This is a genomic window from Thalassotalea euphylliae (assembly GCF_042682785.1).
Taxonomy (GTDB): Bacteria; Pseudomonadota; Gammaproteobacteria; order Enterobacterales; family Alteromonadaceae; genus Thalassotalea_F; species Thalassotalea_F euphylliae.
Map to the genome: position 1 here is coordinate 625014 of NZ_JBHUIB010000001.1, position 26768 is coordinate 651781.

Consider the following 26768-nt stretch of genomic DNA (forward strand, 5'->3'; position numbering starts at 1 on the left):
AACGAATGTACGTTGTTCATTACCATATAAAAAGCGAGCTAAAAGGCTCGCTTTTTCATGACAAATATCGCTGCTGATACAAATAAAAGGCTCGGCATTATCGCGCCAAATGCTGGTGGCAATTGATACACCAAACTTAATGAACCAAATACTTGGTTAGTGATATGGAATAATAACCCTGTCAATACGCCCATCATTATTCTCGCGCCCATAGACACAGAGCGCAGCGGGCCGAAGATAAATGACAATGCCACCAATAGCATCACGGCTACGGTGATAGGTTGGACAATTTTTCGCCAAAACGCTAATTGATAACGGCTTTGATCTTGCTCGTTCTGTGACAAATAATCCAAATAACTGACTAAACCTCGCAGTGATAAAGACTCAGGCTTAACCGTTACAACACCTAGCTTTTCTGGTGTTAAGCTAGATTCCCAAGCTTGAGTATTCACCTGTGACTCTATCACCTGATTTGCTTCAATTCGGGTATCTTTAACGTTTTGAAGCTGCCATGCGCCATCATTGAACGTCGCAGAGTCAGCAGACAACCAGCTTTCAAGTTTTAGGTTTTCATCAAAGCGATACACTTGCACCTTGTTTAGCGTGCCTTGATCTTCCACTTCAGTGATATGAACAAAATAGTCTCCGTCTTTTGCCCAAACGCCATTCTTTGAGGATATCAAGCTACCTCCAGAAATAGCTTGAGCTCTTAATTCTCTGGCTGACGCCTCACCACTGGGTGCGAGCCATTCGCCCACAGCCATGCTCACCAATATCAGCAAAATAGCAGTTTTCATCACCGACTTGATAATGGTCATCCGCGACAAACCCGCCGCCTGCATAATAACAAGCTCACTATTGCTTGCCAGCATACCAATACCAATTAGCCCGCCTATCAGTGCTGCCATTGGAAAGAAGATTTCAATATCTCTTGGCACCGCATACAGCACGTATAACGCTGCATGAGCCAACTCATAATCTCCTCTACCAACATCACCCATTTGTTCAACAAATTTAATGATGCCGCTTACGCTAACAAACACCATCAACGTGACAAATGTCGTCGAGGTAATAACGCGGCCAATATAGGTGTCTAAAATCTTCATGCAGACGCCCTCTTAGGTCTTTTCGGTAGTTTCGATTTAATTCGCATCCCGGTACTGCGACTTTTCATTAACAGCAAGACGCCCAATACTAGTGCTAAAAAGTGAACTGGCCAAAGACCGACATAAAACGGAATAGAGTTGCCTTCAACACCAGAGCGAAGTGCCGTTAATAATAAGAAATACGCTAGAAATAGCATTAACGCAGGCATCAATTTGGCGAATTTACCCTGCCGAGGGTTCACGACACTCAGAGGTACAGCAACCAACGTTAATATTAAACATGCTATTGGAAAGGCTAATCGCCACTGAATAGCAGCTTGCGCGTCTTGCGAATTGTCGTCAATGAGATCATCCGTAGCCACAGCACTGATTTTTCGGCGCTTGTGTTCTACTTTTTGATCTTGAATTTGGATGTAATACTTATCAAACGCCACAGAACGAAATTCACCCGTTGTCATATCGCTTTGATATCTTGTTCCGTCTTCTAGAATTAGACGCTGTAAGCCAGACTCTTCCTCTTCCACTCTACCCGTATCGGCATACACTAAACTTGAATTGATAACGCTTTGAGCACCTTCTTCCTCGTTTGGCAGCTGTGCCACAAAGACTTTATCTAAACTATTGTCGTCACGGTTTTTATCATGAATGAATACAACGGCTTTTTTGTTGCCCGTTTTTTGGAAACGCCCTGCGACCATGGCGCTAATGCCTGAATCGGCAGCTAACTGTTCTTTAACTTGATATTCGTATTCAGATGCCAATGGCGCTAAATAAAGTGTGAATAGACCGGTAAATATCGCAGTAATAAAACTAAGAACTAAGGTAACCCTGACTACGTACCACTCGCTAACACCACAGGCGTGTAATACTGTCATTTCACTATCGGCATATATCCTACCGTAAGCAAGTAATACACCGAGGAATAAACTCAGCGGAAGCAACATACCTGCCAAATCTGGCATTTTTAAGCCGATAAAAACCATAACTAAGTGTCCGGGAATACCCCCTTCAGAGGCATCATCCAGCACACGTACAAACTTTTGACTGATAAAGATGGTCATCAATACAAAGAACACCGCCAGTTGGGTTTTGGCGACTTCTTTTAATAAATAGCGAAAAATAATCACAGTAGCCCCGGGTCGATAACCATTACATAAAACTTAGTTTTTTTCTGACATTTGCGCATTTTTTAAGTAAAATTGCTATTTTCGTATATAAGTAAATATACTTGCGCATAGTAAACTTGATGAATGTGGCTATAATTATAGCCTTTAGCGCCATCAAATTCATAGCTAAGCATATCTGTTAATTGCAGATTTTATCAAGTTTAAATAAATATAGAGCGCAATATTCAATCGAATTAGATGACAATTACACGCAACAAAGCCAGTAGGAGAATCCATGGAGTTTAGTGTAAAAAGCGGCAGCCCAGAAAAACAGCGCAGTGCCTGTATTGTTGTAGGCGTGTTTGAACCACGCAGACTGTCAGCTATCGCCGAACAATTAGATGAAATCAGTGAAGGTTACATCAGCAACTTATTACGTCGCGGCGACCTTGAAGGTAAGTCGGGACAGATGTTATTGCTTCACCATGTCCCCAATATTTTAAGTGAGCGTGTATTACTGGTTGGTTGTGGTAAGGAACGTGAACTCGATGAGCGCCAATATAAGCAAATCATCAGCAAAACAATCAACACGTTAAATGAAACGGGCTCAATGGAAGCTGTATGTTTCTTATCTGAATTACATGTAAAAGGCCGTGATACTTACTGGAAGGTTCGCCAAGCAGTAGAAGCAACTCAAGATTGTTTATACAGTTTCAACAGCCTTAAAACCCGTAAAGAAGAGCCACGTCGCCCACTGCGTAAAATTGTTTTCAACGTACCTACACGTCGTGAACTACCAATTGGTGAACGTGCAATTGCACATGGTTTAGCCGTTTCTGAAGGTATCAATACCTGTAAAGACGTAGCTAACATGCCTCCAAACATTTGTAATCCGGCTTATCTTGCAGAGCAAGCCAAGATCTTAGAGAACGATTACGAAAAAGTAAGCACACACATTGTTGATGAAAAAGAAATGGAATCGCTTGGCATGGGTTCATACCTTGCTGTAGGTCGCGGTTCTGAGAACGAATCAATGATGAGCGTTATCAACTATCAAGGTGGTGACAAAGATCAAGCACCAATCGTGTTAGTGGGCAAAGGCTTAACATTCGACTCAGGCGGTATTTCATTGAAGCCAGGCGAAGCAATGGACGAAATGAAATATGACATGGGTGGCGCTGCTGGTGTGTTAGGTGCTATGCACTCACTTGCAGAACTAGACCTACCTATTAATGTCATTGGTGTATTAGCTGGCTGTGAAAACATGCCTGATGCTAACGCTTACCGTCCAGGTGATGTATTAACCACTATGTCAGGTCAAACGGTTGAAGTGTTAAATACTGACGCTGAAGGCCGCTTAGTACTTTGTGATGCATTGACTTATGTTGAACGCTTCGAACCTGAGCTAGTGGTTGATGTGGCCACCTTAACGGGTGCTTGTGTGATTGCCTTAGGTAAGCACGCGACGGGCCTTTTAAGTAACCACAACCCATTAGCGCATGAGCTGTTGAATGCTTCAGATCAATCTGGTGACCGCGCATGGCGTTTACCGCTTTGGGACGACTACGCAGAGCAACTAGAAAGTCCATTTGCTGACTTCACTAACTTAGGTGGCCGCGCAGCAGGTACTATCACTGCAGCAATTTTCCTGTCTAAGTTTACCAAGAAGTATCATTGGGCTCACCTTGATATTGCGGGCACTGCATGGCGTAGTGGTGGTAAAGACAAAGGCTCAACAGGCCGTCCTGTTAACATGCTAACGCAATTCTTATTGAACCGTGCGGGAGCGGAGCAAGGCGAATAAACTATGCAGTTGCACGCGTTGTTCCACGTAATGCCCGAATCAGCCTCGCAGGATGCACACTATGTGTATGCCTGCGTGCAGGCTGCGCATTACTATCGCCAGCAACAAAAGGTGTACATCTACACCAATGACCAAACACAAGCGCATGTAATTGATGAACTACTTTGGTCATTTGAACCGGACAGCTTCGTTGCTCACAACCTGGTTGGTGAAGGGCCTCGCCAAGGCTCACCGGTCGAAATTGGTTGGCAACCCCCTAAAGGTCGCCGCCCTATTCTTATTAATCTTGCCAGCGACATACCTGCATTCGCTGGCCAGTTTTCACAAGTCATTGATTTCGTGCCATCAGAAGCTTCTGCTCGCGAACAGGCAAGAGCAAGGTTTCGACAGTATCGACAGCAAGGTTTTACTCTAGATACGGTCAATGTAGAAAGCAGCAAAAATCAACAAACGAACGCATAAAGACTGAAAGATGGAAAAAACATTTAATCCTTCTGATATTGAAAGCAAGCTTTACCAAAGCTGGGAAGAACAAGGTTACTTTAGCCCAACAGGCGAAGGTGATGGTTACTGTATTGCTATTCCGCCACCAAACGTAACGGGCAGCCTACACATGGGCCATGCCTTTCAACAAACCATTATGGATACGCTAATTCGTTACCAGCGTATGCAAGGTAAAAATACTTTGTGGCAGTCAGGTACTGACCACGCAGGTATAGCCACGCAAATGGTGGTTGAGCGTAAAATTGGCGCAGAAGAAGATAAAACACGCCACGATTATGGTCGTGAAGCGTTTATCGACAAAATTTGGGAATGGAAAGCTGAATCTGGCGGCACCATTGGTAAGCAAATGCGTCGCCTTGGCAATTCAATTGACTGGACACGCGAGCGCTTCACCATGGATGAAGGCTTATCAGATGCGGTTCAAGAAGTCTTTGTTCGTTTATACCAAGATGATTTAATTTACCGTGGTAAGCGCTTAGTTAACTGGGATCCCAAGTTACACACAGCAATTTCTGACTTAGAAGTTGAAAACAAAGACAAGAAAGGCCACATGTGGCACCTTCGCTACCCTCTAGCTGATGGCCAAACAACGGCTGAAGGTAAAGATCACTTAGTGGTAGCGACAACACGTCCTGAAACCATGTTAGGTGATACCGGTGTTGCTGTTAATCCAGAAGACCCACGCTACAAAGACCTAATCGGCAAGTTCGTTGAATTGCCATTAGTTGGCCGTCGTATTCCAATTGTTGGCGATGAACACGCCGATATGGAAAAAGGCACAGGTTGTGTGAAAATCACGCCAGCACACGATTTCAATGATAACGAAGTGGGTAAGCGTTGTGGTCTTGCGATGATCAATATCTTCGACAAAGACGCGGCAGTGCTTGCTCAAGCTGAAGTATATAACACCAATGGTGAGCCATCAGATGAGTTTGAAACAGGCTTGCCGGCAGAGTTTGCTGGCCTAGACCGTTTCGAAGCACGTAAGGCGATTGTTGCTAAGTTTGATGAACTAGGTTTATTAGAATCAATTAAAGACCATGACCTAGTTGCGCCATACGGTGACCGCTCTGGCGTTATCATCGAACCACTATTGACTGACCAATGGTATGTTCGCGTTGAGCAATTAGCTAAGCCTGCTATTGAAGCCGTTGAAAACGGTGACATTCAGTTCGTTCCTAAGCAATACGAAAACATGTACTTTGCTTGGATGCGCGACATTCAAGACTGGTGTATTTCGCGCCAGCTTTGGTGGGGTCACCGCATTCCAGCATGGTACGACGAAAATGAAAATGTTTACGTTGGCCGCTCAGAAGCAGAAGTTCGCGAGAAATACTCACTTGCGGATGATGTTGTTCTTCGCCAAGACAACGACGTATTAGATACTTGGTTCTCATCTGCCCTTTGGACATTCTCAACTTTAGGTTGGCCGAACGAAGAAGAGCTGATGAAGCAATTCCACTCTACTGATGTGTTAGTGACTGGCTTCGACATTATCTTCTTCTGGGTTGCTCGTATGATCATGATGACCATGCACTTCATCAAAGATGAAAACGGCAAGCCGCAAGTACCATTTAAGCAAGTATACGTAACTGGCCTAATTCGTGATGAAAACGGTGACAAGATGTCTAAATCTAAGGGTAACGTAATTGACCCATTAGATATGATTGACGGTATCTCGTTAGATGACTTACTTGAAAAGCGCACCGGTAATATGATGCAGCCTCAATTGGCGCAAAAAATTACTAAGCTTACCAAGAAAGAATTCCCTGACGGTATTGAAGCACACGGTACAGATGCGCTTCGTTTCACATTAGCGGCATTGGCTTCTACCGGTCGTGATATCAACTGGGATATGAAGCGTCTAGACGGTTACCGTAACTTCTGTAACAAGCTATGGAATGCAAGCCGTTACGTATTAATGAGCACCGAAGGCAAAGATTGTGGTCGCGATGGCGGCGATATGGAGTTTTCATTAGCTGATCGTTGGATCCAATCTCAATTCCAAAATACGGTACAAACGGTTCATGAAGCGTTCAGAACCTTCCGTTTTGATCTTGCGTCACAAGCACTTTATGAATTCACGTGGAACCAATTCTGTGACTGGTACCTAGAGCTGACCAAGCCTGTTTTATTCAAAGGCAGTGAAGCACAGCAACGTGGTACTCGTTACACGCTAGTTAACACACTAGAAGCGTTACTGCGTTTAATGCACCCGATTATGCCGTTTATCACTGAGACGGTTTGGTCATCGGTTCAACCGCTGTCCGCGTTTGAGAAAAATGGTGACAGCATCATGATCCAAAGCTTCCCTCAGTTTGATGAAAGCTTAGTCGATGATGGCGCACAAGCTGACCTTGAGTGGGTTAAGCAATTTATCGTTGCTATCCGTAACATCCGTGGTGAAATGGATATTGCTCCAAGCAAGCCATTACCAGTGTTACTGAAGAATGTTAGCGAAGATGACCAACGTCGCTTGACGGACAATGAGCAGTTCTTAATGTCATTAGCCAAGCTTGAGTCCATTCAAGTATTAGCTGACGGTGAAGAAGGCCCTGCGTCAGCAACCTCTGTTATCGGTGAAATGTCGGTGCTAATTCCAATGGCAGGTCTAATCGATAAAGATGCTGAAATTGCTCGTCTTTCTAAAGCAATCGAAAAGCTTGAAAAAGATGTTCAGAAAGTGAGCGGTAAACTGAGCAACGAAAACTTCGTTAGCAAGGCTCCTGAAGCTGTTATCGAAAAAGAAAAAGCAAAGTTAGCAGAAGCAGAATCTGCGTTAGCTAAGATGGTTGAGCAAAAAGCGCAAATCGAAGCACTTTAACCTCACCGTTTGCCATAAAAGCTTAAAGGCTGTCGCAAAAATGTGACAGCCTTTTCTTTTTTACATCATAAAATTGCAACATAAATTCTTTAATTTTTTAGAGCTTATTCACGATTGCTGTGATAAGCTTGATTCGCGTTGAGTTTTTGCGTTCGGAAGAAGGTTTTGATTAGCTGTGTAGCAGTAAGTTAATTCTCCTGACGCGTATGTGTTATTGGATACCTTTCTCTGTCTGTACTTCTTGGGTAGAGAGCATTTACTCCGTGAAAACCGGCCATCGGGCCATTTGTTTATATTAGTGACTACGGGAAATGCAGGTATGTCAGATACAGTTACAGGTAAAGTTAAGTTTTTCAACGAATCGAAAGGCTTTGGTTTCATCGAACAAGAAAACGGTCCAGACGTTTTTGTTCACTTCAGCGCAATCCAGGGTTCAGGTTTCCGCACATTGACTGACGGTCAAGCGGTTTCTTTCTCTGTTAAGCAAGGCCAAAAAGGTCCAGAAGCTGAGAACGTAAACGCTATCTAATTCTTTAGATTCGTTAAAAAAGCAGCCAATAGGCTGCTTTTTTTGTGCCGATAACTTAGCACGATTTAGCTATCCTTGCCGTCAACATAAAACCTATCCTTTCCAGTTAACTTAGCTGTATTCAATGCCGCTTCTGTGCGCTTGAATAGGCCCATTAAGGTCTCAGTTTTAATATCAAACTCTGCGACGCCTGCACTTGCCGTAACGATTACACGCTTGCCTTTAACCGTCAGTTCTAGCGAACGAATTGCTGGCAAAATTCGATTGAGTAGCACACGAGATTGGTCGCTCGTGGTATTTGGCATAATTAACATAAACTCTTCACCACTCAGTCGTCCAAATTCATCGGTTAAGCGGATATTCTCTTGCAGTTGCTGTGCGAAATCATGCAGTACGTCATCCCCAGCATCATAACCATACAATGCATTTATTTGACTCAGTTCATCTATATCAAATATGGCGACAGTCAACGGTGAATCATAGCGAATTGCCCAAGCAATAGATTTTTTTAAACGCTTCATAATAGAACGTCTGTTAGGAACACCCGTGAGGCTGTCAGTCATTGCTAGCGACTTGACCTCTCTTCGATGACGCAGCGTGCGATACACAAACATAGTGACGAGGGTAAGCAGCACAAACAATACACCTAACAATGCTACTTGCCAAAACATTGAGTCTTCTTGATTTTTAACCTTTGCTTGTTCAGCCGCTAAAAGTTTTTTGAGCTGCTTATTCTCACCTTCTCTAATGAGGTGTTCAAACTCCGTTTGCATCTGTTTTGTGGCACTTTCATTTTTGTTCTTTTCTATCGTCAGTGTAATGGCGTGGAACTTTTCATGATAATCCAGCGCTATATCAAAATTGCCAAGCTGGCGATGCACCTTCACTAAATTCGATAGCACAGCTGATTGTTGATCGATTAAGCCAATATCCACATAAATCTGATACGCCTTATTGAGATAACGAATAACGTTATCTTCAATATTCTGTGCCATGAGTAGCTGAGCATGATAGAGGTTTATTTCAGCTAACTTACTTTGGTTGCTCTGCTGTTCAAAAAAATTCTCAGCAAGCTCTAGCGCCACTGCTGCTTGTTGATATTTTTTAGCTGCAATTAACGTTGGTACGATACGGAGCTCCGCATAAGCGATACCTGCAATATCGCCGGCCTGCTCTGCAAGCGCTTTAGACTCCAGCAAATACTTTTCCGCTTGTCCCCATTTTTTAAGCTTGCTGTAAACCACCCCAAGATTGAACGCGCTAACAGAGGCTTGTTGAATAAAACCATTATCTAAGTTGTGCTGTTTGTTCTGCGCAAAGATTTCTGCTGCTTTGTCATACTCCTGTTTGTAGCCGTACAGCATTCCCAATGCTTGGTTGACCTGGTGCTGCAATAGTGGGAAGTCGCCTTGTTGGGTTAGTTTGTAGGCATGCATCAGATCTTTCTTCGCCTGTCTGAAATTCATTTGATAAGCGTGTAACTCACCAACCCCCAGTAAAGACTTTATCTGTCCAGCTACACTGTTCGCAGATACCGCATACTCATATGCTAAGTTGAAATCCAACTTACTTTGCTGCAACTTACCGAGTGCTTGCTTAGCACCAGCACGGCAATTAAGTAATGCCACTTTGTGCTCTGCGTTTAAATGCCCATTCGATTCTGCTAGTTGATGCTTTACAATATCAATAACTTCATCATGAAGCTCTATTTGACCTGCTGCTTTACAATAAAGAGCCCAGAAGTGATGTTGGGAATATGTGTCGAACTGTTCTAGTTCGCCTTTGATAGCGGTTAAGTTGGAGTAAAGCCTACCAGGCTCTGTTTGCAATAAGCTTTCCGCATTAGGTAGCTCTGCTTCAAGATTTCTCAATTGTTCAGCAGTGACCGCTAACGAAAAAGCTAGTAAATTGACAAACAGTAACGCTCTAAACACCTCAGTTCCCCGCTTGATAATTCTGTCATTAAAAAGCGGGTATTCTAACTAAGCGGTCAAATATTGTCCTGTTTTAGAGTGTAATCACTTTGTTATGTTTTAGGCCGACAGCGCTAAATATGCGGCTTGAGTAGGTCAAGCATCATCTCTATATGGTCGTCTCGGTCATTAAGCGCTGGAATATAGTGGTAGGTCTCTCCACCTGCGTCGATAAATTCTTCTCGATTCTCCTCGACGAGTTCCTCCAACGTCTCCAAACAATCAGCACTGAATGCAGGGCTTGCTATGGCTACGTGCTTAATACCCTGTTTGGCAAGATCTGCCAGCGTCTCGTCGGTATATGGTTTAAGCCACTCAGCTTTGCCAAAGCGCGACTGAAACGTCATCACAAACTCGTCTTCTTTCATTTCAAGCGCTTCTGCTAACAGACGCGTTGTTTTTGCACAAAAGCAGTAATAAGGATCCCCATTGTCGTGAAACAGTTTTGGCATGCCATGATAAGACAACACCAGTTTCTCTGGCTTTCCATGTGCCTCAATATGTTCTCGAACACTATTCGCGAGAGCTTGTATATATAATGGGTGATCGTGGTAGCTACTGATAAAATGTATGCTTGGGATCCAGCGCCAACCTGATACTTCTTTGACCGCCGCATCAAAGCATGAGGCAGTTGTAGGCCCAGCGAATTGTGGATACAGGGGCAGAATAACAATGTTGTTCACACCATTTTTCTGAAAACGATTTAACGCCTCTTTGATGCTTGGATTACCGTATCGCATTGCAACATCAACGGTGACATCTTCTCCGTACGTTTTATGAAGATGCTGTTTAACCTTTGCTGTCTGAGCTTTCGAGATAGCCATCAACGGTGAACCGTCTTCCGTCCAAATACTTTTGTACAATTTGGCAGATTTAGCAGGACGAACTCGTAAGATAATACCGTGTAGAATAATCATCCAAACCAAACGTGGTATCTCGACCACGCGTGGATCTGACAAAAATTCGCTAAGGTAGGTGCGTAGTGCAGCAGGTGTCGGCGCATCAGGTGTGCCCAAATTTGTCAGTAACACACCTGTTTTCAACTTGCGATCATGAATGGATTTATCGAGTCCACGATATCGAGACATACTGCACTACTTCCTTAATCGATATGGATTATAAACTTGCTTCAATTGCTTCAATAAAAGCTTCATCGTCAGGTGACACACGACTGTTGAAGTGTTTCACTTTTTGACCGTCAGCGCTGACTAGGTATTTATAAAAGTTCCATTTTGGCGATGTAGTTTCATCACCTAAATGTTTAAATACTGGGTTCGCGTCTGAACCACGAACAGCGCTCGTTTGTAACATAGTGAACGTTACGCCATAATTGACGAAGCAAACTTCAGCGGTATCTTTTTCGTCGTCTTCTTCTTGGAAAAAGTCATCTGACGGGAAGCCAATAACGACTAACCCTTGGTCTTTATATTTTTTATGTACCGCTTCTAACGCTTTGAATTGTGGTGTGAAACCGCAGTTTGATGCTGTGTTAACAACCAGCACGGGCTTACCTGCCGTTAAGCTACACAAATCAACATCGTCTTTAGCATGAAGTTTACGAAATGAATGGTCGAAAAATGGTGCGCAACTTGCGCCTGCTTCCGTGTTTTCACTTGGAGCAGCTTTCGCTTCAGGCGATGCCATTGAAGCAACCGCGATCAATGCTGACGCTATTACAGCTAATTTCATTGTTCTTTCCTTATATTGGCTTATTCAACCAATGTATCAATTGATAATAGCAGGGTGTCGCGTGTTGAAACGTCGACATTATCCAGTTGTGCTTTGAAATCACCTGGCTTGATACCTGCGCCACCTAACTGAGACACGACAGCCAAAATATTAACCGCATCTACACTGCTCAGTTTCATTTGCGGACTCATTGCTCTCGCGTCATTAAGTACCACTTCTGCGGGTAAATCTGACGCCATAATTTTCACAGCTGCTACAGGCATTCTGCCACCGGCAGCCGGCACCGCGTAGACAAATACGACTTTATCTTCGCCTTGGTTTAATTGTTCGCTAAATTCTTCACTTAGCTCGATTTTTAGGCGAAGTTGAGGGCCTTGATCAGTAATTTCTGGTGTTGTTGAATTACCAGTAAGAGATAGTCGACTCTTCGCTTCAGCAAGTAATTCACCAAGGGCTTGTGTATTGACACTTTGGCGGCCACTGTCCATCACTTTCTGCCAGTAGTCGATAGCCAATTGATAAGATTGCTGACCAAAGTAATGCATACCCAGTAAGATGTTAGTTGATGGTTCATTGGCATCCATGGATAACGCTTTATCAATCAGTGCTTGCACCCCTGGTGTTAAATTGCCCTCAGCTGCAAAATATAACGCTTGCGCTTTCATGCCCAGCAAATCAGGGTGTTCGCCCTCAAGTGCGATGACTTTGTCATACGCTTCAATTGCCTTCATAAATTGGCCTGCTGAAATGTACAGCTGCGCTAAATTAAACCATGCATCTGCGTTGTTCGGTTCTGCTTCTACTTGCGCCAATAGCTGATTGAAGCGGTCATGATTTTGTTGTTGCGCTGCAATTTGCTGGTTTGCATCAAAGTCATTGCGAGGTTGTGATAGCTGCTTATACGCTCCCTGTTTGCTATACATCACCAAACTAAAAATCAATACGAACAGTGACAAAGAAATCGGCCAGAACATGGTCATCTTGCGTTGTTCTACGGATCCTGTTTTGCCGCCTTGCTCGATATCCTGAAGCAGACTTTTATCTAACTCAGCCAGCAAGTATTCATAGTTTTCTTTATCTATTGACCCTTCAGCATAGTCTTTTTCGATTTCAGCTTTATGCTCTTTATAGAGGTCAACATTAGTATTTTCACGAACATCTGCTGCAGTTTCATTACCTTGTTGACCACGTAGAAAGTGTCCCCAAATAATGCCTAATAGGAGCAGAATGAAAACAATAATTAGTACTAACACTTCAATCATAGGTTATTCTTTTTCTTTTAAAATTTCATTCAACTGCTGCTGTTGCTCTGAAGACAATGACAGCTCTTTTCGTGATGCTGAACGACGTCTTGCGATTACAACAATAACGATCACGCCAACGAGTAGCACAATGGCAGGACCAAACCATAATACGTAGGTCAATTGGTTAACTTTAGGGCGATAGAGTACAAACTCACCATAGCGATCTACCATGTAGTTGGTGATTTCCATATCTGCTTTGCCCTGCTCTAGCATGGTGTAAACCTCATTACGTAAATCGATAGAAATTTGCGAGTTAGAGTCTGCTAGGTTTTGGTTTTGACATTTAGGACAACGTAAATCTTTAATAAGTGATTGGTAACGCTTTTCCATAACAGGATCGGCAAAACCCAGCTTATCGTCAGCAACCACAGACTTCATGCCAAACACTGCTAACAAAGCCAATGTAATGACTAGATGTAAAACATTCATGTTATTCACCTCTTGCCTTTTCTTGCTCAATGGTTTTAATCAGTGGTGCAAATTCTTTTTGCCACACATTGGCATCAATCGGTCCAGCAAAACGCTTTCGGATGATACCGTGATGATCGATAACAAAGGTTTCTGGTGCTGCATAAACACCGAGATCCAATCCTAGACGGCCTGTGTCGTCGAACACTGAAAATTGGTAAGGGTCACCCAAGTCTTTCAGCCACTTTATGGCTAAGTCACGTTCGTCCTTGTAGTTTAATCCATACAGCTTGATACGATCGCTCTTCGCAAGATCAAGCAGATAAGGGTGCTCATAACGACAAGACGGGCACCATGTAGCCCACACGTTCAACAACACAACGTCACCAGCAAGATCACCAGGCGTTAGTGTTCGAGCGGGATCTTGCAGTTGCGTTAATGAAAAGTCAGGCACTTTTTTACCAACAAGTGCTGAGGGTAATTTTTCAGGCTCTAAAAATAGGCCGCGATACAATACTGCCCCTAACGCTATAAACACTATTAGCGGCAAAAAACGGATCAACTTGGTCATAATTAGCTTTCTTGAATTAAATTCCCTGTCACTTCATCGGTATTTTTTACGCGTGTGTTTTGTGATGCTGTTTTACGTTGGCGATAACGTTTATCCAGTATCGACATTAAGCCACCTAGCCCCATAAAAATTGCACCTAACCATATCCAACGGACAAATGGCTTGATATGAACGCGGATTGCCCAAGCACCGCCTTCTAAAGGGTCGCCCAATGCCAAATAAACGTCGCGTGTGAACCCAGCATCAATACCAGCTTCAGTCATGCCCATGGTTTGAACAAAATACTCACGACGCTCTGGTTGTAATAACGTGACAAATTCATCGCCTTTATAGACTGCAAGCTGGCCTTGTTCTGCATTGTAGTTAGGCCCTTTGACAGGCTTGATACCCTGAAACTCAATAGTATAACCATCAACAGTTGATCGCTGACCTTTCTCCATTCGGATATTCGTTTCAGTTTCATATACAGACACCAAGGTCACACCCACAACCGTCACTGCGATACCAAAGTGTGCTAACGTCATGCCCCACTGACTCAGCGATAATTTACCGGCCTTTTTCAACTGGTTGTAGGCTTCTTTGATAACAACACCTGCGACCCATGTCGCTAAACCAATGCCTAACATCACTAACCAGTTAAACTCGCCATCGTATACAAACGGGAACGCTAAACCAACAAGTACGCTAATCACAGTAATTGGACTGATTTGTTTGCGCAGCTCTCCTTGCTTTGCTTTCTTCCATCGAATAAGTGGACCAATACCCATAGCAACGAACAGTAAGCACATCATCGGTACAAATACAGCATTGAAATATGGAGGACCTACAGAAATTTTGCCGAGTCCAAGCGCATCTAAAAATAACGGGTAAAGCGTACCAAGCATCACAGTTACAGCCGACGTCACTAATATGACGTTAGCAAATAAAAGGGCGGTTTCACGTGAGTAAAATGAAAAACGTGAGAAGCTCTGCACATTGCTCGCTCTAAAAGCGTACAAGGTAAGAGAGCCACCCACTGCAATCGCAAGCAACAATAGAATGAACGAACCACGCGTAGGATCAGCTGCAAATGAATGCACCGATGTAATAACCCCAGAACGTACTAAGAAGGTGCCAAGCAAGCTTAAGCTGAAAGCGAAAATAGCGAGTAAGACTGTCCAGTTTCTAAACGCACCGCGTTTTTCCGTCACCGCTAAGGAATGAATCAGAGCGGTACCTACAAGCCATGGCATGAATGACGCGTTTTCTACTGGATCCCAGAACCACCAGCCACCCCAGCCAAGTTCGTAGTATGCCCACCAACTTCCTAACGCAATACCTAATGTGAGGAAAATCCATGCAGCGACCGTCCAAGGGCGAGACCAACGTGCCCACGCGGCGTCCATTTTTCCAGACATCAACGCCGCCACAGCAAACGCAAAAGCGACAGAGAAGCCAACATAGCCCATGTATAACATTGGCGGGTGAATAATAAGGCCAATATCTTGCAGCAATGGATTTAGGTCACGACCTTCAACCGGCACATTCGGCCACAGGCGTTCAAACGGGTTAGACGTCAACAATGTGAATGCCATGAAGCCTAGCGAAATCATCCCCATGATAGCCAATACACGAGCAATAAATTCAGGCTCTACTTCTTTACTGTATTTAGCAACCGCCATGGTCCATGCAGTAAGCGCAAACACCCAAAGGAGTAGTGATCCTTCATGTCCGCCCCACACCGCACTTATTTTAAAGTAATATGGCAATAAGCTATTAGAATGTCCGGCGATATAGCGGACAGAAAAGTCGTCGACCACAAAGCTATAACCAAGAATAACCAAGCTTATCGTAGTGAATATGAACATACCGAAGGTTAGCGGCTTAGCATAACCAGCTAACTTTAACTGGCCAGTATATACCCCAACAAGAGGGACGATAGATAAACATATGGCAAATGCCATCGCAATTATTAAGGAAAAGTGCCCTAACTCAGGGATCATAAAATTCTCCACAAATTCCGGTATATAAGCGGACAACTTGCCGCTAACGTTAACCCGCTAAGTCTATCACTAAACTCTCTGCGGTTTCATGCTTTCGAAGACCGAATATTTGACAAAATATGTCAAAAAACTGATCTATTGCAACAAAGTACGATTCTGTCCGACATTTCGGTTTCGTCTGAAGCGTTTTATAGTATGATACGGTTCACGTTTTCTGATCAGCACTGCTGGACGTAGTTAATTATCTTGTCTTCTGTATCACCGCTGCTGCAAGCCGATAATCTCACCTGTATTCGGGAAGATCGTATTCTGTTTGAACAGCTTTCTTTTGCTATTAACCCCGGCGACATTGTTCAAATTGAAGGCCCTAATGGAGCTGGAAAAACCAGCCTTCTACGCTTACTTGCCGGCTTATCTGCGCCTTTCGAAGGAAGTATCCTATTCAAAGAAAGTGATATTAAGCAGGCAAAAGAAGATTACGGACAAGAGCTGCTGTATATCGGTCACTCACCAGGTGTTAAAGCAGAGCTTACCGCGCAAGAAAACCTTGCCTTCTCACTTGCTCTAGCAGGGCAAGATGCCAAATTAGCTGAAGATACGTTAAGTGAAGTAAATTTATTGGGGTTTGAAGATGCCAGTGCTGCACACCTTAGCGCTGGCCAACACCGCCGAATTGCACTTGCCAGGCTCTGGCAAACTGATGCAAAAATTTGGATTTTAGACGAACCATTTACCGCAATAGATAAACAAGGGGTCAAAAAGCTAGAACGTTTATTCATTGAGCACAGTGACAACGGCGGTTGTGTTATTCTCACGACTCACCAAGATCTGTCATTACCCGCTGATCGCGTCAGAAAAATAACCTTGGAATACCGTTTGTTTTAGTTATGTCTGCTGCTATTTCTTATCGACACACATTCTCTCTCATCCTTAAACGTGATTTGACTATCGCGTTTCGCCATAAAGATGAAATGGTCAATCCCTTGTTATTTTTTATTATAGTGGTCACTCTATTTCCACTAGGTATTGGGCCTGCAGCATCAACATTATCAAAAATAGCACCTGGTATTATTTGGGTTTCCGCATTGCTGGCTACCTTATTATCATTAGATAGAATGTTTAAAGCCGATCACGCAGACGGCTCTCTTGAACAAATCATCGTCAGTCCTCAGCCACTGTTTATTTTTACCCTAGCCAAAATTGCAGCTCATTGGCTCATAACAGGGCTTCCGCTAATAATTGTTGCACCGTTATTGGCTGCCATGTTGCAGCTACCTTCTTCAAGTTATGGCGCACTTATCGCAACATTGCTGCTAGGTACACCTGTATTGAGCTGTATTGGTGCGATTGGTGCAGCGTTAACAGTGGGCATCAAAAAAGGCGGAGTATTACTAAGTTTGGTAGTCTTGCCACTATACATTCCCGTATTAATATTCGCGACAAGCGCTATCGATACTGCAGGAATGAACTTACCCTACAACGGGCAACTTGCTATAATTGCCGCGCTGTTTTTTGGCACACTAACACTAGCTCCATTTGCTGTAGGAGCCGCATTAAGAGTGAGTACTAACTAAATGTGGAAATGGTTGCACCCATACGCAAATCCAGAAACGTCTTACCACTTTACTGGTAAGCTCAAACCATGGTTTGCATGGGGTAGTTTTTTGTTATTAACCGTAGGGTTAATTTGGGCACTGTTGTTTGCCCCTGCCGATTATCAACAAGGCGAAAGTTTTCGGATCTTTTATATCCATGTACCTGCTGCAATATTGTCGATGAGCATATACTTGGCTATGGCGATTGCTGCATTGAGTAGCTTGGTATGGCAAGTAAGGCTCGCTGACGCGTCATCAGCAGCGCTTGCCCCTATTGGCGCAGTGTTTACCGCAATCGCATTAATTACCGGAGCATCTTGGGGCAAACCAATGTGGGGAACTTGGTGGGTGTGGGACGCACGCCTTACTTCAGAACTTATCCTGTTGTTCTTGTATTTGGGGGTAATTGCTCTGCACAACGCCTTTGATGATAAACAAATGGCGGGCAAGGCTGCAGGTATTCTCGCCCTAGTTGGTGTCATAAACTTACCGATTATTAAATACTCAGTTGAATGGTGGAATACGCTTCATCAAGGCGCGACCGTATCTAAACTAGGTAAACCTGCTATGTCAGCGGATATGTATTGGCCATTTGTGGTGTGTTTCTTAGGTTTTATCTGTTTGATTGGATTTATCGCTTGTATGCGATTTCAAACAGAAGTGTTAGCGCGAAATAAAATGCGCCCCTGGGTGAGAGAATTAGTAACAAATGAGGAGCGCGCATAATGCAATTTGACAGTGTAGCGTCTTTTCTAGATATGGGTGGTTATGGCTTTTACGTTTGGCTAAGCTTTGGATCAGGGGCATTACTGCTAGCAACACTGACCATTGGCAGTAACCTGGCGCACAAGCGAATAAAAGCACAAATTGCTCAGCAGTTAAAACGAGAAAGCAAGTTGAAACAAGCCGCTGAATTAAGAGCTAAAGAGGCAAACAATGAATCCTAGAAGAAAGAAACGATTAACCATCGTCGCATCAGTCTTTTCTGGCATCGCCGTGGTAGCAGGTTTAGTGCTTTATGCACTCAGTCAAAACATTGATTTGTTTTATACACCGACTGAAATTCATCAAGGAAAGAAAGATACAGGTATCAAACCACAAATTGGTCAACGTATTCGAGTTGGCGGTTTAGTTGTGCCTGGCACAGTAAATCGCAACGAAGAAAACTTAAAAGTAGAGTTTAAGCTCGTAGATACGGGCCCCACTATTACCGTGAAATATGACGGCATCCTGCCTGACTTGTTCCGTGAAGGTCAGGGTATCGTTGCGAATGGTGTACTTATCACAAACACGATATTGGAAGCCAGTGAAGTATTGGCAAAACACGACGAGAACTACATGCCAAAAGAAGTTGCTGATGCGATAGGGGAACACCATCAGAAACCAACCTATAGTAAAGAACAACTGGACAAAGCAGACTATTAAGTCGCTTTGCTAATAAAAAAGCCGCCCACTAGCGGCTTTTTTATTATCTATCTCAACAGTTAAATTGCGCTTGAAGCACTCTGTTCACCAATCAATAAGCAGTTGTTTTAGCCATTATAACGCTACCCAACATTCTGCATCTTCCAAGCTATCAGCAACGTGATAATGCCAGGGTATTTTCTTGGCAAGTGCTAGGTATTTGTCAATAAATGCCTGCGCAGATGCATTTCCTTTTATGAAAGCAAACTTCATATTTTCAAATACATGCGCATTCTTTTCGTCAATTGTCGTCACGTGGTTCATTAACTGAAAATTAGACACCATAGTATCTACGGCAGAGAGGTCGATAATAATAGCATCCGCGTGCGATGCTTGTTCATCATGATAGAAACTTTTCATGGCGCTGAACACATCACCATGTTCGATAAAGCCGGTAAAGCGGCAATTGAATATTCCCTTATTCCAAACTACTTTTATTGGCACACATTTTTCCACTGACTATAACCGCGGACTATATTAGCGAATTTAGTTCAGCTGTAAATAGCCAAAAAACGTAAAAAAAACCCTAGGAAAACACCTAGGGCGATCAACGCGATCTTTTAACGCACCCGGAAACTGGGAAGAAAAGAAACTAACCTTGCAATAAGGCAATTACCAATGAGTTTTCTTATGGCCACTCACCGCGTAATACAAAATAAAGAGATAGCTTGGAATCATCAGGGCATATGCGCCTTGCGCGCCTAGGCCAGCAACATTACCAAGTCCAATTAATAATGGCCCTAAAGCACCGCCAGCAATTCCCATAATAAGCAACCCTGATGCAGTACCCGTCAATCGACCTAAACCACGCAATGCTAACGGCCAAATAGCTGGCCACACCATCGCATTGGCAAAGCCTAATAACGCAATGCACAGCAAAGGATTCGGTAACTGCGGGCCACCGAATGGCACCAGAATGAGTTCAGAGATCGTATAAGAGTCATTGCTACCAAACACAACGGCTGCAACGGTAACAATGCCAGCAATACCTGACATCACGAGCGCTTGCTGTTGCGACATAAACTTAGGAATAAGCGCGATACCTATGGCGTAACCCAGCAACATACACGTCATCGTGTATGAGGTCATCATCGAGTAATCGGCAATACCAATGGCTAAGGCGTATGAGCCGATGGTATCCGCCGCTATCACTTCAACAGCAACATAAAGTGCAATACCAATAACCCCTAACACAAGGTGCGGATGTTTCAGTGCTTCTCGCACTTCGCCTTTTGCTTGTGGGTTTTCATCTTCAAACACTAAATCAGGTAACGGTGAAAACTTCGCAAAGGCAGCAAATAAAAAGATAAGTATCGCTATACCAATGTATGGCGCTACAAGGCTGTTTGCCATTGCATCTTTTTGAGCTTGGCTGAGCGCTTCACCTTCACTGGCAACGGCAGCAACCGTGACCATTGCAAAGATGATAGGAACCACAACCCCTGCAAATTTATTCAACAGCCCCATAATACAAACACGAACCGCTGCAGACTCTTCAGAGCCCATTTTAACGACATATGGGTTAACGGCAGTTTGTAAAACGGTTTGCCCTACCCCAATCAGTAATTGCGCAAAGAGGAAAATTTCAATCGCTTGTAGCTTTGCTGCGGGAATGTATAGCAATGCTGATGCAGCCATGACTGCACAACCTATCGCCATACCATTTTTATAGCCCACACGTTTAATTAGCATTGCTGACGGAATACCTGCAATGGTCACGGCGATATAGAACGAAGAAATGATAAATGACGCTTGAATTGGCGACAGCTCAAGCATTTGTTGTAAAAATGGCGTGATTGCGCCGTTGAGCCATGTGATACAGCCCAAAATAAAAAACATCGAACCAGCTAGTGCCATTGGCAGCAAACTGCTTTTGGGTTGAGCCGCTATTGCCTGTAAATTCATTTCGCGTTCCTCATATTCTGTTATCGGTTTTTATTATTTTTATATGTTTTTAGTGGCTGAAAATTAACTGCCCTTTGATCCATGTCTGCTCAACATTCAGTTCGGTATCAAGTACAACAAAATCTGCTTGTTTGCCTTGGTTTAATGCGCCTATTTGATTGTCTAGTTTGGCGTATTGCGCAGGGTATAGACTTGCCATACGCAAGCTTTCATCAAGCGCTATATTGACCTTTTGATGGGTATTTTTAACAGCGCTTGCCATATCTAGGACTGACCCTGCTAACTCGCCGGTAGTTGAGGTTAACTTGCCGTCTGAAAGCGTGACCGTACGGTCGAAAAAAGCAAATTCATTATCATACGTACCTACCGGTGGCATGGCGTCAGTGACTAAAAACACTTTACCTGCTGGCTTTGCCTTTATCGCAATTTGACACGTTGCGTAATCGACATGATGACCATCAACGATCAAACCACAACTGGTATTATCATTTAACAAGGCACAACCAACCACGCCAGGCTCACGACTCGTTAACGGTGACATCGCATTATATAGATGTGTAAATCCATCAGCACCGGCGTTTACCGCTTTTTGGGCGGTCGCAAAGTCAGCATTGGTATGTCCTAAACACACTTTAATCCCAAGTGACACCATGCGTGCGACATCTTCAGGAAGTACATTTTCTGGTGCTAGCGTGACAAGAATCTGGCCAATGTCTTTACGCTCAAGGATATGCCATTCTTCTGCTGAAATTGGGCGAATAAACTCTTCACTATGCGCCCCTTTTTTAGCGACCGATAAATGAGGCCCTTCAAAGTGAATACCGACAATCCCAGCAACACCTTCAACTAACGCATTAGCAACAGCGTCCGCTGCCTGCGCCATCACCTCTACTTTGTCGGTGATCAGCGTTGGCAACATCGCGGTAGTACCGTATTTGGCATGCGCGGCCATGATGGTTTGGACGCCTTCAACTGAGGGAGAAGAGTTGAGTAACGCGCCACCACCACCATTGACCTGCAAATCGATAAAGCCGGGCGCAACCAACCCGCGTAAATGGGTATCTTCTGGCGCCAATTGAGACTGACAATCAAGCGAGGTAATTTTACCGTCAGTGACGGTAAATCGAACATTGTCCAAAAAGTTTTGCCCATCAAATACACGTGCTGCGAAGAAGGTTTTACTGCCTGACATGGAATTTCCTATACCGTTTTCGTCACTTTCTTAAGCCCTTTAGGCTCATCGGGATTAAAACCTTTAGCGACAGCCACTTTTGCGACGTCAAGGTAAAAGCGCTGCAACACGACCAGCGGTGCAATGCGCGGATGAATCGAGTTATCTGTCTGTTTAAGATGAACGACATCAGCACCACGACTTGTCACTTCCTCTACCTGCTCGTTGTGAGACGCTGCACTTTCATCATTTACTGCACAGTTCAATATCGCCAATCCTTGCTCTACAAGCGTGACAGGCCCATGTAAGAATTCAGCACTACTAAACGCTTCAGCGTGAATGCTACTGACTTCTTTGAGTTTCAGCGCCATTTCTTTTGATACTGCATAGCCAAGGCCACGGCCCAAAACAACCATATTCTTAACATCAGCTAATGCTTCTGGTGTCAACTGAGCATCACTATCCACCATATTTTGTAACGCTGAAGGTAATGTATCTAATGCAGCAATTAACCCTTGGTTTTGTGTCCAATATGCCGTTAACTGTAGCAATGCAGAAAGCGTCGATAAGTAGCTCTTTGTCGCAGCTACCGAAATTTCAGCACCCGCTTTAAGTGGAATAAAATCATCCACCACTTCTGTCAGTGGTGATGTTTCATCGTTTACTAGCGCAATACAGTATGCGCCCGCCTTTTTAGCCATTTCAGCTTGAGCAATAATGTCTGGGCTTCGGCCCGACTGTGAGATAACAATCACCATCGCACCTTGCAAATTCAGCTGTTTTCCGTAGACGCTCGCAACAGATGGCGCAGCGGAACTCACCGGAACACCTGCCTCAATTTCAATTAGATACTTGCCAAATACACCGGCGTGATCTGATGAACCACGGCCAATAATCATGACCATTTTAGGGTTTAGTAAGCGCAGCTTTTCGCCCACACGCTCCATCAGAGACTGATTTGCCGCCAGTTGAACTGCAATGATTGAAGGCGACTCTGCCGCCTCTTTTTCCATGATAGTTTGAGTCATTGTTAACCTGCTCGTAAATAAATTATGTCTTCAAGTTGCTAGCTTGCTGCTAACTGCTGGCGCGCATAAATCACTGCGCCTATCTCAGGAGGTAATAGCGGCTCAGCCAACGCTGTCTGAATGTCTTGATCAAGCCATGGCGTTAAGATGTGAGATAATCCACCAATAAGCGATATGCGCTTAGGTTGACGGGTTTGCAGCTTGCGCGCTACTCGACTGATGTAATCAGCCCCCTCTTCGATGATATCTTTGGCGACTTGATCGTTATCTTTCGCTGCATCAAACACCAAGCCTGCCATTTTCGCGTAAAACGCTGCTGGCTTAGCAGCAATCGCTTCGACCATTTCAACAGCATCATTTGCCTCTAAGTGTTTCAGCACCGTATCACTCAAACTAGTCGGTTCGGTCAAACCATCAAGTGACAACAAGACTTGTTTTGCTGCTTGGAGGCCGATCCATGCACCGCTGCCCTTATCACCATGCGGGAAGCCATGTGCACCTACAATGTGCGACTCTCCATCTACATGAACGAAGCCACATGAACCAGTGCCAGTGATCATCACTGCACCGTCTTCACCTGCATGAGCCCCTAAGCAAGCAATAAGTAAATCAGTGGCTAAAAACATTTGCTTAAACGGGTGTTGCCACGCATTCATTTGGTTGAACAGTACTGGCAAGTTAACGCCAGCTAAGCCGACACCCGCATTAAGCTCTGGTAATATATCTGCGCTTAAACCTGCATCAGCGATCGCAAGTTTTGCAGATTCGGTAATTGAACGAGTCGCTTGCTCAAAACCATGAAGAGGGTTACCTGGACCTGAAATACCGGTACCTAGCACATTATTTTGTGCATCGACCAGTACGGCTTTACATTTGCTACCGCCGCCATCTATCCCTAAAAATAACCCTTGGCTGTTTAAATCGCCTTTAAGCATGTAGACCTCGTTATACTCCGCCGCTGTTGTATTTTTATGTGCGGCGCTCTCTTAATGATTACATCTTAACCACAAATGACAGCGTTGTCATTTACTTTTTTTTACTTTATTTACAAAGCGTCACAATTGTAACTATGCCTTTGTATTACTTAAAAATATTTTTTGATTTATTTTACTTTTAGCTCGCGACCAAAGCGGTCACCTAGATAATTAACACTGCGCACTTCGACCTCGCCGTCTACGGCTACAGGCTGTTCATAGCGAAGCCAAGGCTTGCCTTGCTCACGATACTCGATTGCTAGACCTGGAAACGCGGTGTTTGCGTGCAACTGGCCGTCAATAACTTTGGCGCCTACGGTTGGAATTCTAAAGTGAACGCCGCCAATATCGAGTTTTGCCAGCTCTTTCGTGCCAAGTGTGTGTGCAAAGTTGAACCACGCTTGATCTCGCTGTGCTCTGAGCTCAGCGGTAAACGCATTAGTCTCTTTACTGTATTTGAAGCCATCATAATTGTACGGAACCGCCCAATCTGCTTGGTGCCAAGCGCGCTCTGCTAATGCGATGAAGCGTGGGAATAATTTGTATTCTGCGGTATTTTCAGTACGCGCATTCTCGCTCCACAACTGCCCTTGCAGCCCTAAGAATGTTAACCCTTTGTTTAGTGGCGCATGTTTTACCTTGCCCTGCTCATCAAGTTGCAGCGTATCATCCGCTTCATATTGGTTGTCAGCTCTGTCTAACCAGAATTCGGCATGTACAGGCAAATTATCTGGCATAAAATTAAACATTTTACGCGTGTTTATTTGGCGAGCAGCCCAATAGTAGCCATGCTCTTTAGGGTCGGCTTCATAGGGAAAATCAAAATATGTGACATCAGGGCTAGAAACGACTACTTGCCAGTTATAGTTCGCTAATTTGTGCGCTGATTGATGCCCTTGCCATGCAAGTGGGTGCCAAGCATTCACTTGTACTACTGGAGGCATATTTTCAGGGTTCGTATGTTCTAAGCCATCAATCCAAGCAGCGGCCTCAATATCTAGTTCAGCAAGCATATTCGACACACGTTCAACGAAATACGCACCTAGCTCTTTCGAGCTAGCAATTTCTGCTTTATGTTCAGCTAAAAAGCTTTGGCAAGCGGGCGAATCAACCCAAGCGCCTGCCGTTTCATCTGCACCAATGTGGTATCGCGTTAACGGATGGCCTACTTCAGCATGGATAGCTTTGACATCTTTCATCACCTGCTCGATGAATTTGTATGATGACTCCATACAAACGTTGATAGTGTTGTCGTTGTAATACTGCACCGATGAGTACACAGTTTTGTCATCTTGGTCATGCAGTAAAAACTCTGTTGCTTTGTCTTCTTGCTCTAGCGCCATGTACTTTTTGTAACGCGCATTCATCGCGGTAACTGCCGCACGAGAGTGCCCTGGCATATCTAACGATGGAATCACTTGAATATAGCGTTGTTTAGCAGCAACAAGAATTTCTTGATAGTCAGCGACAGAGTAATAGCCATTTACACCGCTTTCTGGGTCTACACCCGCACCAAGTTGTGGCAATAAACACGTCGTTTCCTCCGGATCGAAACAACGCTTACTGGCAATCTCTGTCAATTCAGGCAGGCTTGGAATTTCGAGGCGCCAGCCTTCATCATCTCCCAAGTGCAAATGCAGCTTATTCATTTTGTACGCTGCCATTTGATCGAGTAGCTTTAAGATAAACGCTTTATCATGAAAGTTACGCGCAACATCGACTAGAATACCGCGAAATTCATAGTGTGGTTCGTCTTCTACCGTCACCGCTGGCAGTAAAGCACTCCCAGGTGTTAACAAAGCTGCCAATGACTGCAATCCATTAAATACACCATTGCCATCAACACCAACGATACTTATTTCGGTTGCCGTAACCGACAACAAATAGCTTCCAGGCTTTTTGCTACCATCGCGCTTTTTGCTGAAAGTGATTGGCAAGCCATTATTATTAAAATTGATGCCTAAGCTCGTTAAACGTTCTAGCGCTGGTGCCACTTCTTCTTGCGATACGTTTTCCCAATTAATGCTCAAACCTGCACTAATGTCAGCAGGCTTTCCTGTGGTTTCAACTAACTGTTTTGGCGTAGGAATAATATGGGAAGAAATGTCCTGCGCATGCTCGTTTACTGCAGCGTTACGCTCATACAAACGCTCTGCGGTTAACCAAACCGTCTTGTCATTTGCATCACGCTTGAAATGTTTTACTTCGTCCGTGTACGGTTCAACGTAAGGCAACACTTCTAACCCTGTTTCTGGGTTAATCATAGGCTTGGTTGATGCAATAACGCGGGCAGTCAGGTTGTCACCAGTGACAATATAATTTGGCAAAGCATCTGTTTCTGACAAAGACCAAAAATTTGCTCTAAATAGTAAGGTTTTAGTTTCACCAGCCATAAAGCCTGTAAATCCCTCTGATAGAGAAATCTTGTGTAAGTCGCCATTTAAATGACTGACTTGCGCCCAGTCACTCTCAAAACTTTGTACTGGCGATATTTGACTAAAGTAAATAGACCAGTCTTTAACCTTGATATCTTGTTTTGCGGTGAAGCTAAGCTCGACCTCGAAGCAAGCGCCGTTAGCTTTATCCTTGTCACACTTAACACTCGGTTCGTTAGTCACTAGACGATATTTCACATCTAACACTGCCGCCAATAGATCAATATCAGCTTGCCCAGCAGATTGAAGTGTCTCTGGCACATTAGCCGGCGCTACTTGGTCGCTCAGCTCTGTCTTGTTTTGCATAGACTCGTTTTGCGAGTTATCGCTACAAGCACTGAGGACTGATAAGGAAAATAAGGTTAAGGCAACGGTAGATAACTTCATTATTTGCAT

At 44.0% G+C, this 26768-nt stretch carries 24 protein-coding genes; 9 read left to right on the top strand and 15 right to left on the bottom strand.

From position 1 onward, the window contains the following. Positions 1-38: 38 nt before the first annotated feature. Together lptG and lptF are read right to left on the bottom strand one after the other, a co-directional pair. The gene (gene lptG / locus ACFSJY_RS02830; RefSeq protein ID WP_386030893.1) at positions 39-1106 is read right to left on the bottom strand and encodes an LPS export ABC transporter permease LptG; all 1068 of its coding nucleotides are present in this window, start codon (positions 1104-1106) and stop codon (positions 39-41) included. Then, positions 1103-2233: an LPS export ABC transporter permease LptF gene (lptF, locus tag ACFSJY_RS02835; protein WP_386030895.1), complete on the bottom strand. Its 1131-nt coding sequence runs from the start codon at positions 2231-2233 to the stop codon at positions 1103-1105. Before lptF ends, lptG begins: the two co-directional genes overlap by 4 nt. A 274-nt stretch (positions 2234-2507) precedes the next feature. Here lptF and pepA point away from each other — a divergent pair, with 274 nt between their 5' ends. From pepA to ACFSJY_RS02855, 4 genes are all read left to right on the top strand, one after another. Continuing rightward, positions 2508-4016 carry a leucyl aminopeptidase gene (gene pepA, locus ACFSJY_RS02840; RefSeq protein ID WP_386030897.1) on the top strand — a complete coding sequence of 503 codons (1509 nt, stop codon included), beginning with the start codon at positions 2508-2510 and terminating at the stop codon, positions 4014-4016. 3 nt (positions 4017-4019) lie between these two features. Further along, entirely contained in the window at positions 4020-4478 is a 459-nt protein-coding gene (locus ACFSJY_RS02845; protein ID WP_386030899.1) for a DNA polymerase III subunit chi, read from the top strand. A 10-nt stretch (positions 4479-4488) separates the two neighbouring features. Continuing rightward, the gene (locus ACFSJY_RS02850; RefSeq protein WP_386030901.1) at positions 4489-7344 is read left to right on the top strand and encodes a valine--tRNA ligase; all 2856 of its coding nucleotides are present in this window, start codon (positions 4489-4491) and stop codon (positions 7342-7344) included. 319 nt (positions 7345-7663) lie between these two features. Next, positions 7664-7873 (top strand): cold-shock protein, encoded by a 210-nt coding sequence (locus ACFSJY_RS02855; RefSeq protein ID WP_386030903.1) that lies wholly within the window; start codon positions 7664-7666, stop codon positions 7871-7873. A gap of 65 nt (positions 7874-7938) precedes the next feature. Here ACFSJY_RS02855 and ACFSJY_RS02860 read toward each other — a convergent pair whose 3' ends face one another. The 7 genes from ACFSJY_RS02860 to ACFSJY_RS02890 all read right to left on the bottom strand — a co-directional run bounded on the left by ACFSJY_RS02860 (position 7939) and on the right by ACFSJY_RS02890 (position 15800). Then, a complete protein-coding gene (locus ACFSJY_RS02860) occupies positions 7939-9807 on the bottom strand; it encodes a tetratricopeptide repeat-containing diguanylate cyclase (RefSeq protein WP_386030905.1) in 1869 nt (622 codons plus the stop codon). Positions 9808-9920: 113 nt separating this feature from the next. Continuing rightward, positions 9921-10934, bottom strand: coding sequence for a ferrochelatase (gene hemH, locus ACFSJY_RS02865; protein WP_386030907.1), 1014 nt, complete (start codon positions 10932-10934; stop codon positions 9921-9923). Positions 10935-10962: 28 nt separating this feature from the next. Further along, positions 10963-11535: a glutathione peroxidase gene (locus ACFSJY_RS02870; protein ID WP_386030909.1), complete on the bottom strand. Its 573-nt coding sequence runs from the start codon at positions 11533-11535 to the stop codon at positions 10963-10965. Positions 11536-11555: 20 nt separating this feature from the next. After that, positions 11556-12797, bottom strand: coding sequence for a c-type cytochrome biogenesis protein CcmI (gene ccmI / locus ACFSJY_RS02875; RefSeq protein WP_386030911.1), 1242 nt, complete (start codon positions 12795-12797; stop codon positions 11556-11558). A gap of 3 nt (positions 12798-12800) precedes the next feature. After that, a complete protein-coding gene (locus ACFSJY_RS02880) occupies positions 12801-13268 on the bottom strand; it encodes a cytochrome c-type biogenesis protein (protein ID WP_386030913.1) in 468 nt (155 codons plus the stop codon). A gap of 1 nt (position 13269) precedes the next feature. After that, complete coding sequence (locus ACFSJY_RS02885; RefSeq protein ID WP_386030915.1) at positions 13270-13818, bottom strand: DsbE family thiol:disulfide interchange protein; 549 nt, start codon at positions 13816-13818, stop codon at positions 13270-13272. Between the two features lie 2 nt (positions 13819-13820). Beyond that, the gene (locus tag ACFSJY_RS02890) at positions 13821-15800 is read right to left on the bottom strand and encodes a heme lyase CcmF/NrfE family subunit (protein WP_386030917.1); all 1980 of its coding nucleotides are present in this window, start codon (positions 15798-15800) and stop codon (positions 13821-13823) included. Positions 15801-16040: 240 nt separating this feature from the next. On the opposite strand from ACFSJY_RS02890, the gene ccmA reads away from it, so the two are divergent. The 5 genes from ccmA to ccmE are packed head-to-tail and all read left to right on the top strand — an operon-like array spanning position 16041 to position 18820. After that, positions 16041-16685, top strand: coding sequence for a cytochrome c biogenesis heme-transporting ATPase CcmA (ccmA, locus tag ACFSJY_RS02895; protein ID WP_386032207.1), 645 nt, complete (start codon positions 16041-16043; stop codon positions 16683-16685). 2 nt (positions 16686-16687) lie between these two features. Next, a complete protein-coding gene (gene ccmB, locus ACFSJY_RS02900; RefSeq protein ID WP_386030919.1) occupies positions 16688-17374 on the top strand; it encodes a heme exporter protein CcmB in 687 nt (228 codons plus the stop codon). Continuing rightward, entirely contained in the window at positions 17375-18121 is a 747-nt protein-coding gene (locus tag ACFSJY_RS02905; protein WP_386030921.1) for a heme ABC transporter permease, read from the top strand. Beyond that, positions 18121-18342, top strand: coding sequence for a heme exporter protein CcmD (gene ccmD, locus ACFSJY_RS02910; protein ID WP_386030923.1), 222 nt, complete (start codon positions 18121-18123; stop codon positions 18340-18342). Before ACFSJY_RS02905 ends, ccmD begins: the two co-directional genes overlap by 1 nt. After that, positions 18332-18820, top strand: coding sequence for a cytochrome c maturation protein CcmE (gene ccmE, locus ACFSJY_RS02915; protein ID WP_386030925.1), 489 nt, complete (start codon positions 18332-18334; stop codon positions 18818-18820). Before ccmD ends, ccmE begins: the two co-directional genes overlap by 11 nt. Before the next feature lie 114 nt (positions 18821-18934). Here the strand turns inward: ccmE and ACFSJY_RS02920 are convergent, their stop codons facing one another. From ACFSJY_RS02920 to ACFSJY_RS02945, 6 genes are all read right to left on the bottom strand, one after another. Then, positions 18935-19303 carry a hypothetical protein gene (locus ACFSJY_RS02920; RefSeq protein WP_386030927.1) on the bottom strand — a complete coding sequence of 123 codons (369 nt, stop codon included), beginning with the start codon at positions 19301-19303 and terminating at the stop codon, positions 18935-18937. A gap of 168 nt (positions 19304-19471) precedes the next feature. Further along, a complete protein-coding gene (nagP, locus tag ACFSJY_RS02925; RefSeq protein ID WP_386030929.1) occupies positions 19472-20764 on the bottom strand; it encodes an N-acetylglucosamine MFS transporter NagP in 1293 nt (430 codons plus the stop codon). Positions 20765-20813: 49 nt separating this feature from the next. Next, positions 20814-21956 (bottom strand): N-acetylglucosamine-6-phosphate deacetylase, encoded by a 1143-nt coding sequence (gene nagA, locus ACFSJY_RS02930; protein ID WP_386030931.1) that lies wholly within the window; start codon positions 21954-21956, stop codon positions 20814-20816. An 8-nt stretch (positions 21957-21964) separates the two neighbouring features. Beyond that, on the bottom strand, positions 21965-22963 hold the full coding sequence (gene nagB-II, locus ACFSJY_RS02935; RefSeq protein WP_386030933.1) for a glucosamine-6-phosphate deaminase NagB-II: 999 nt from the start codon (positions 22961-22963) through the stop codon (positions 21965-21967). A 38-nt stretch (positions 22964-23001) separates the two neighbouring features. Next, positions 23002-23898, bottom strand: coding sequence for an N-acetylglucosamine kinase (gene nagK, locus ACFSJY_RS02940; protein ID WP_386030935.1), 897 nt, complete (start codon positions 23896-23898; stop codon positions 23002-23004). Between the two features lie 167 nt (positions 23899-24065). Then, entirely contained in the window at positions 24066-26759 is a 2694-nt protein-coding gene (locus tag ACFSJY_RS02945) for a family 20 glycosylhydrolase (protein ID WP_386030937.1), read from the bottom strand. Between the last annotated feature and the right edge of the window lie 9 nt (positions 26760-26768).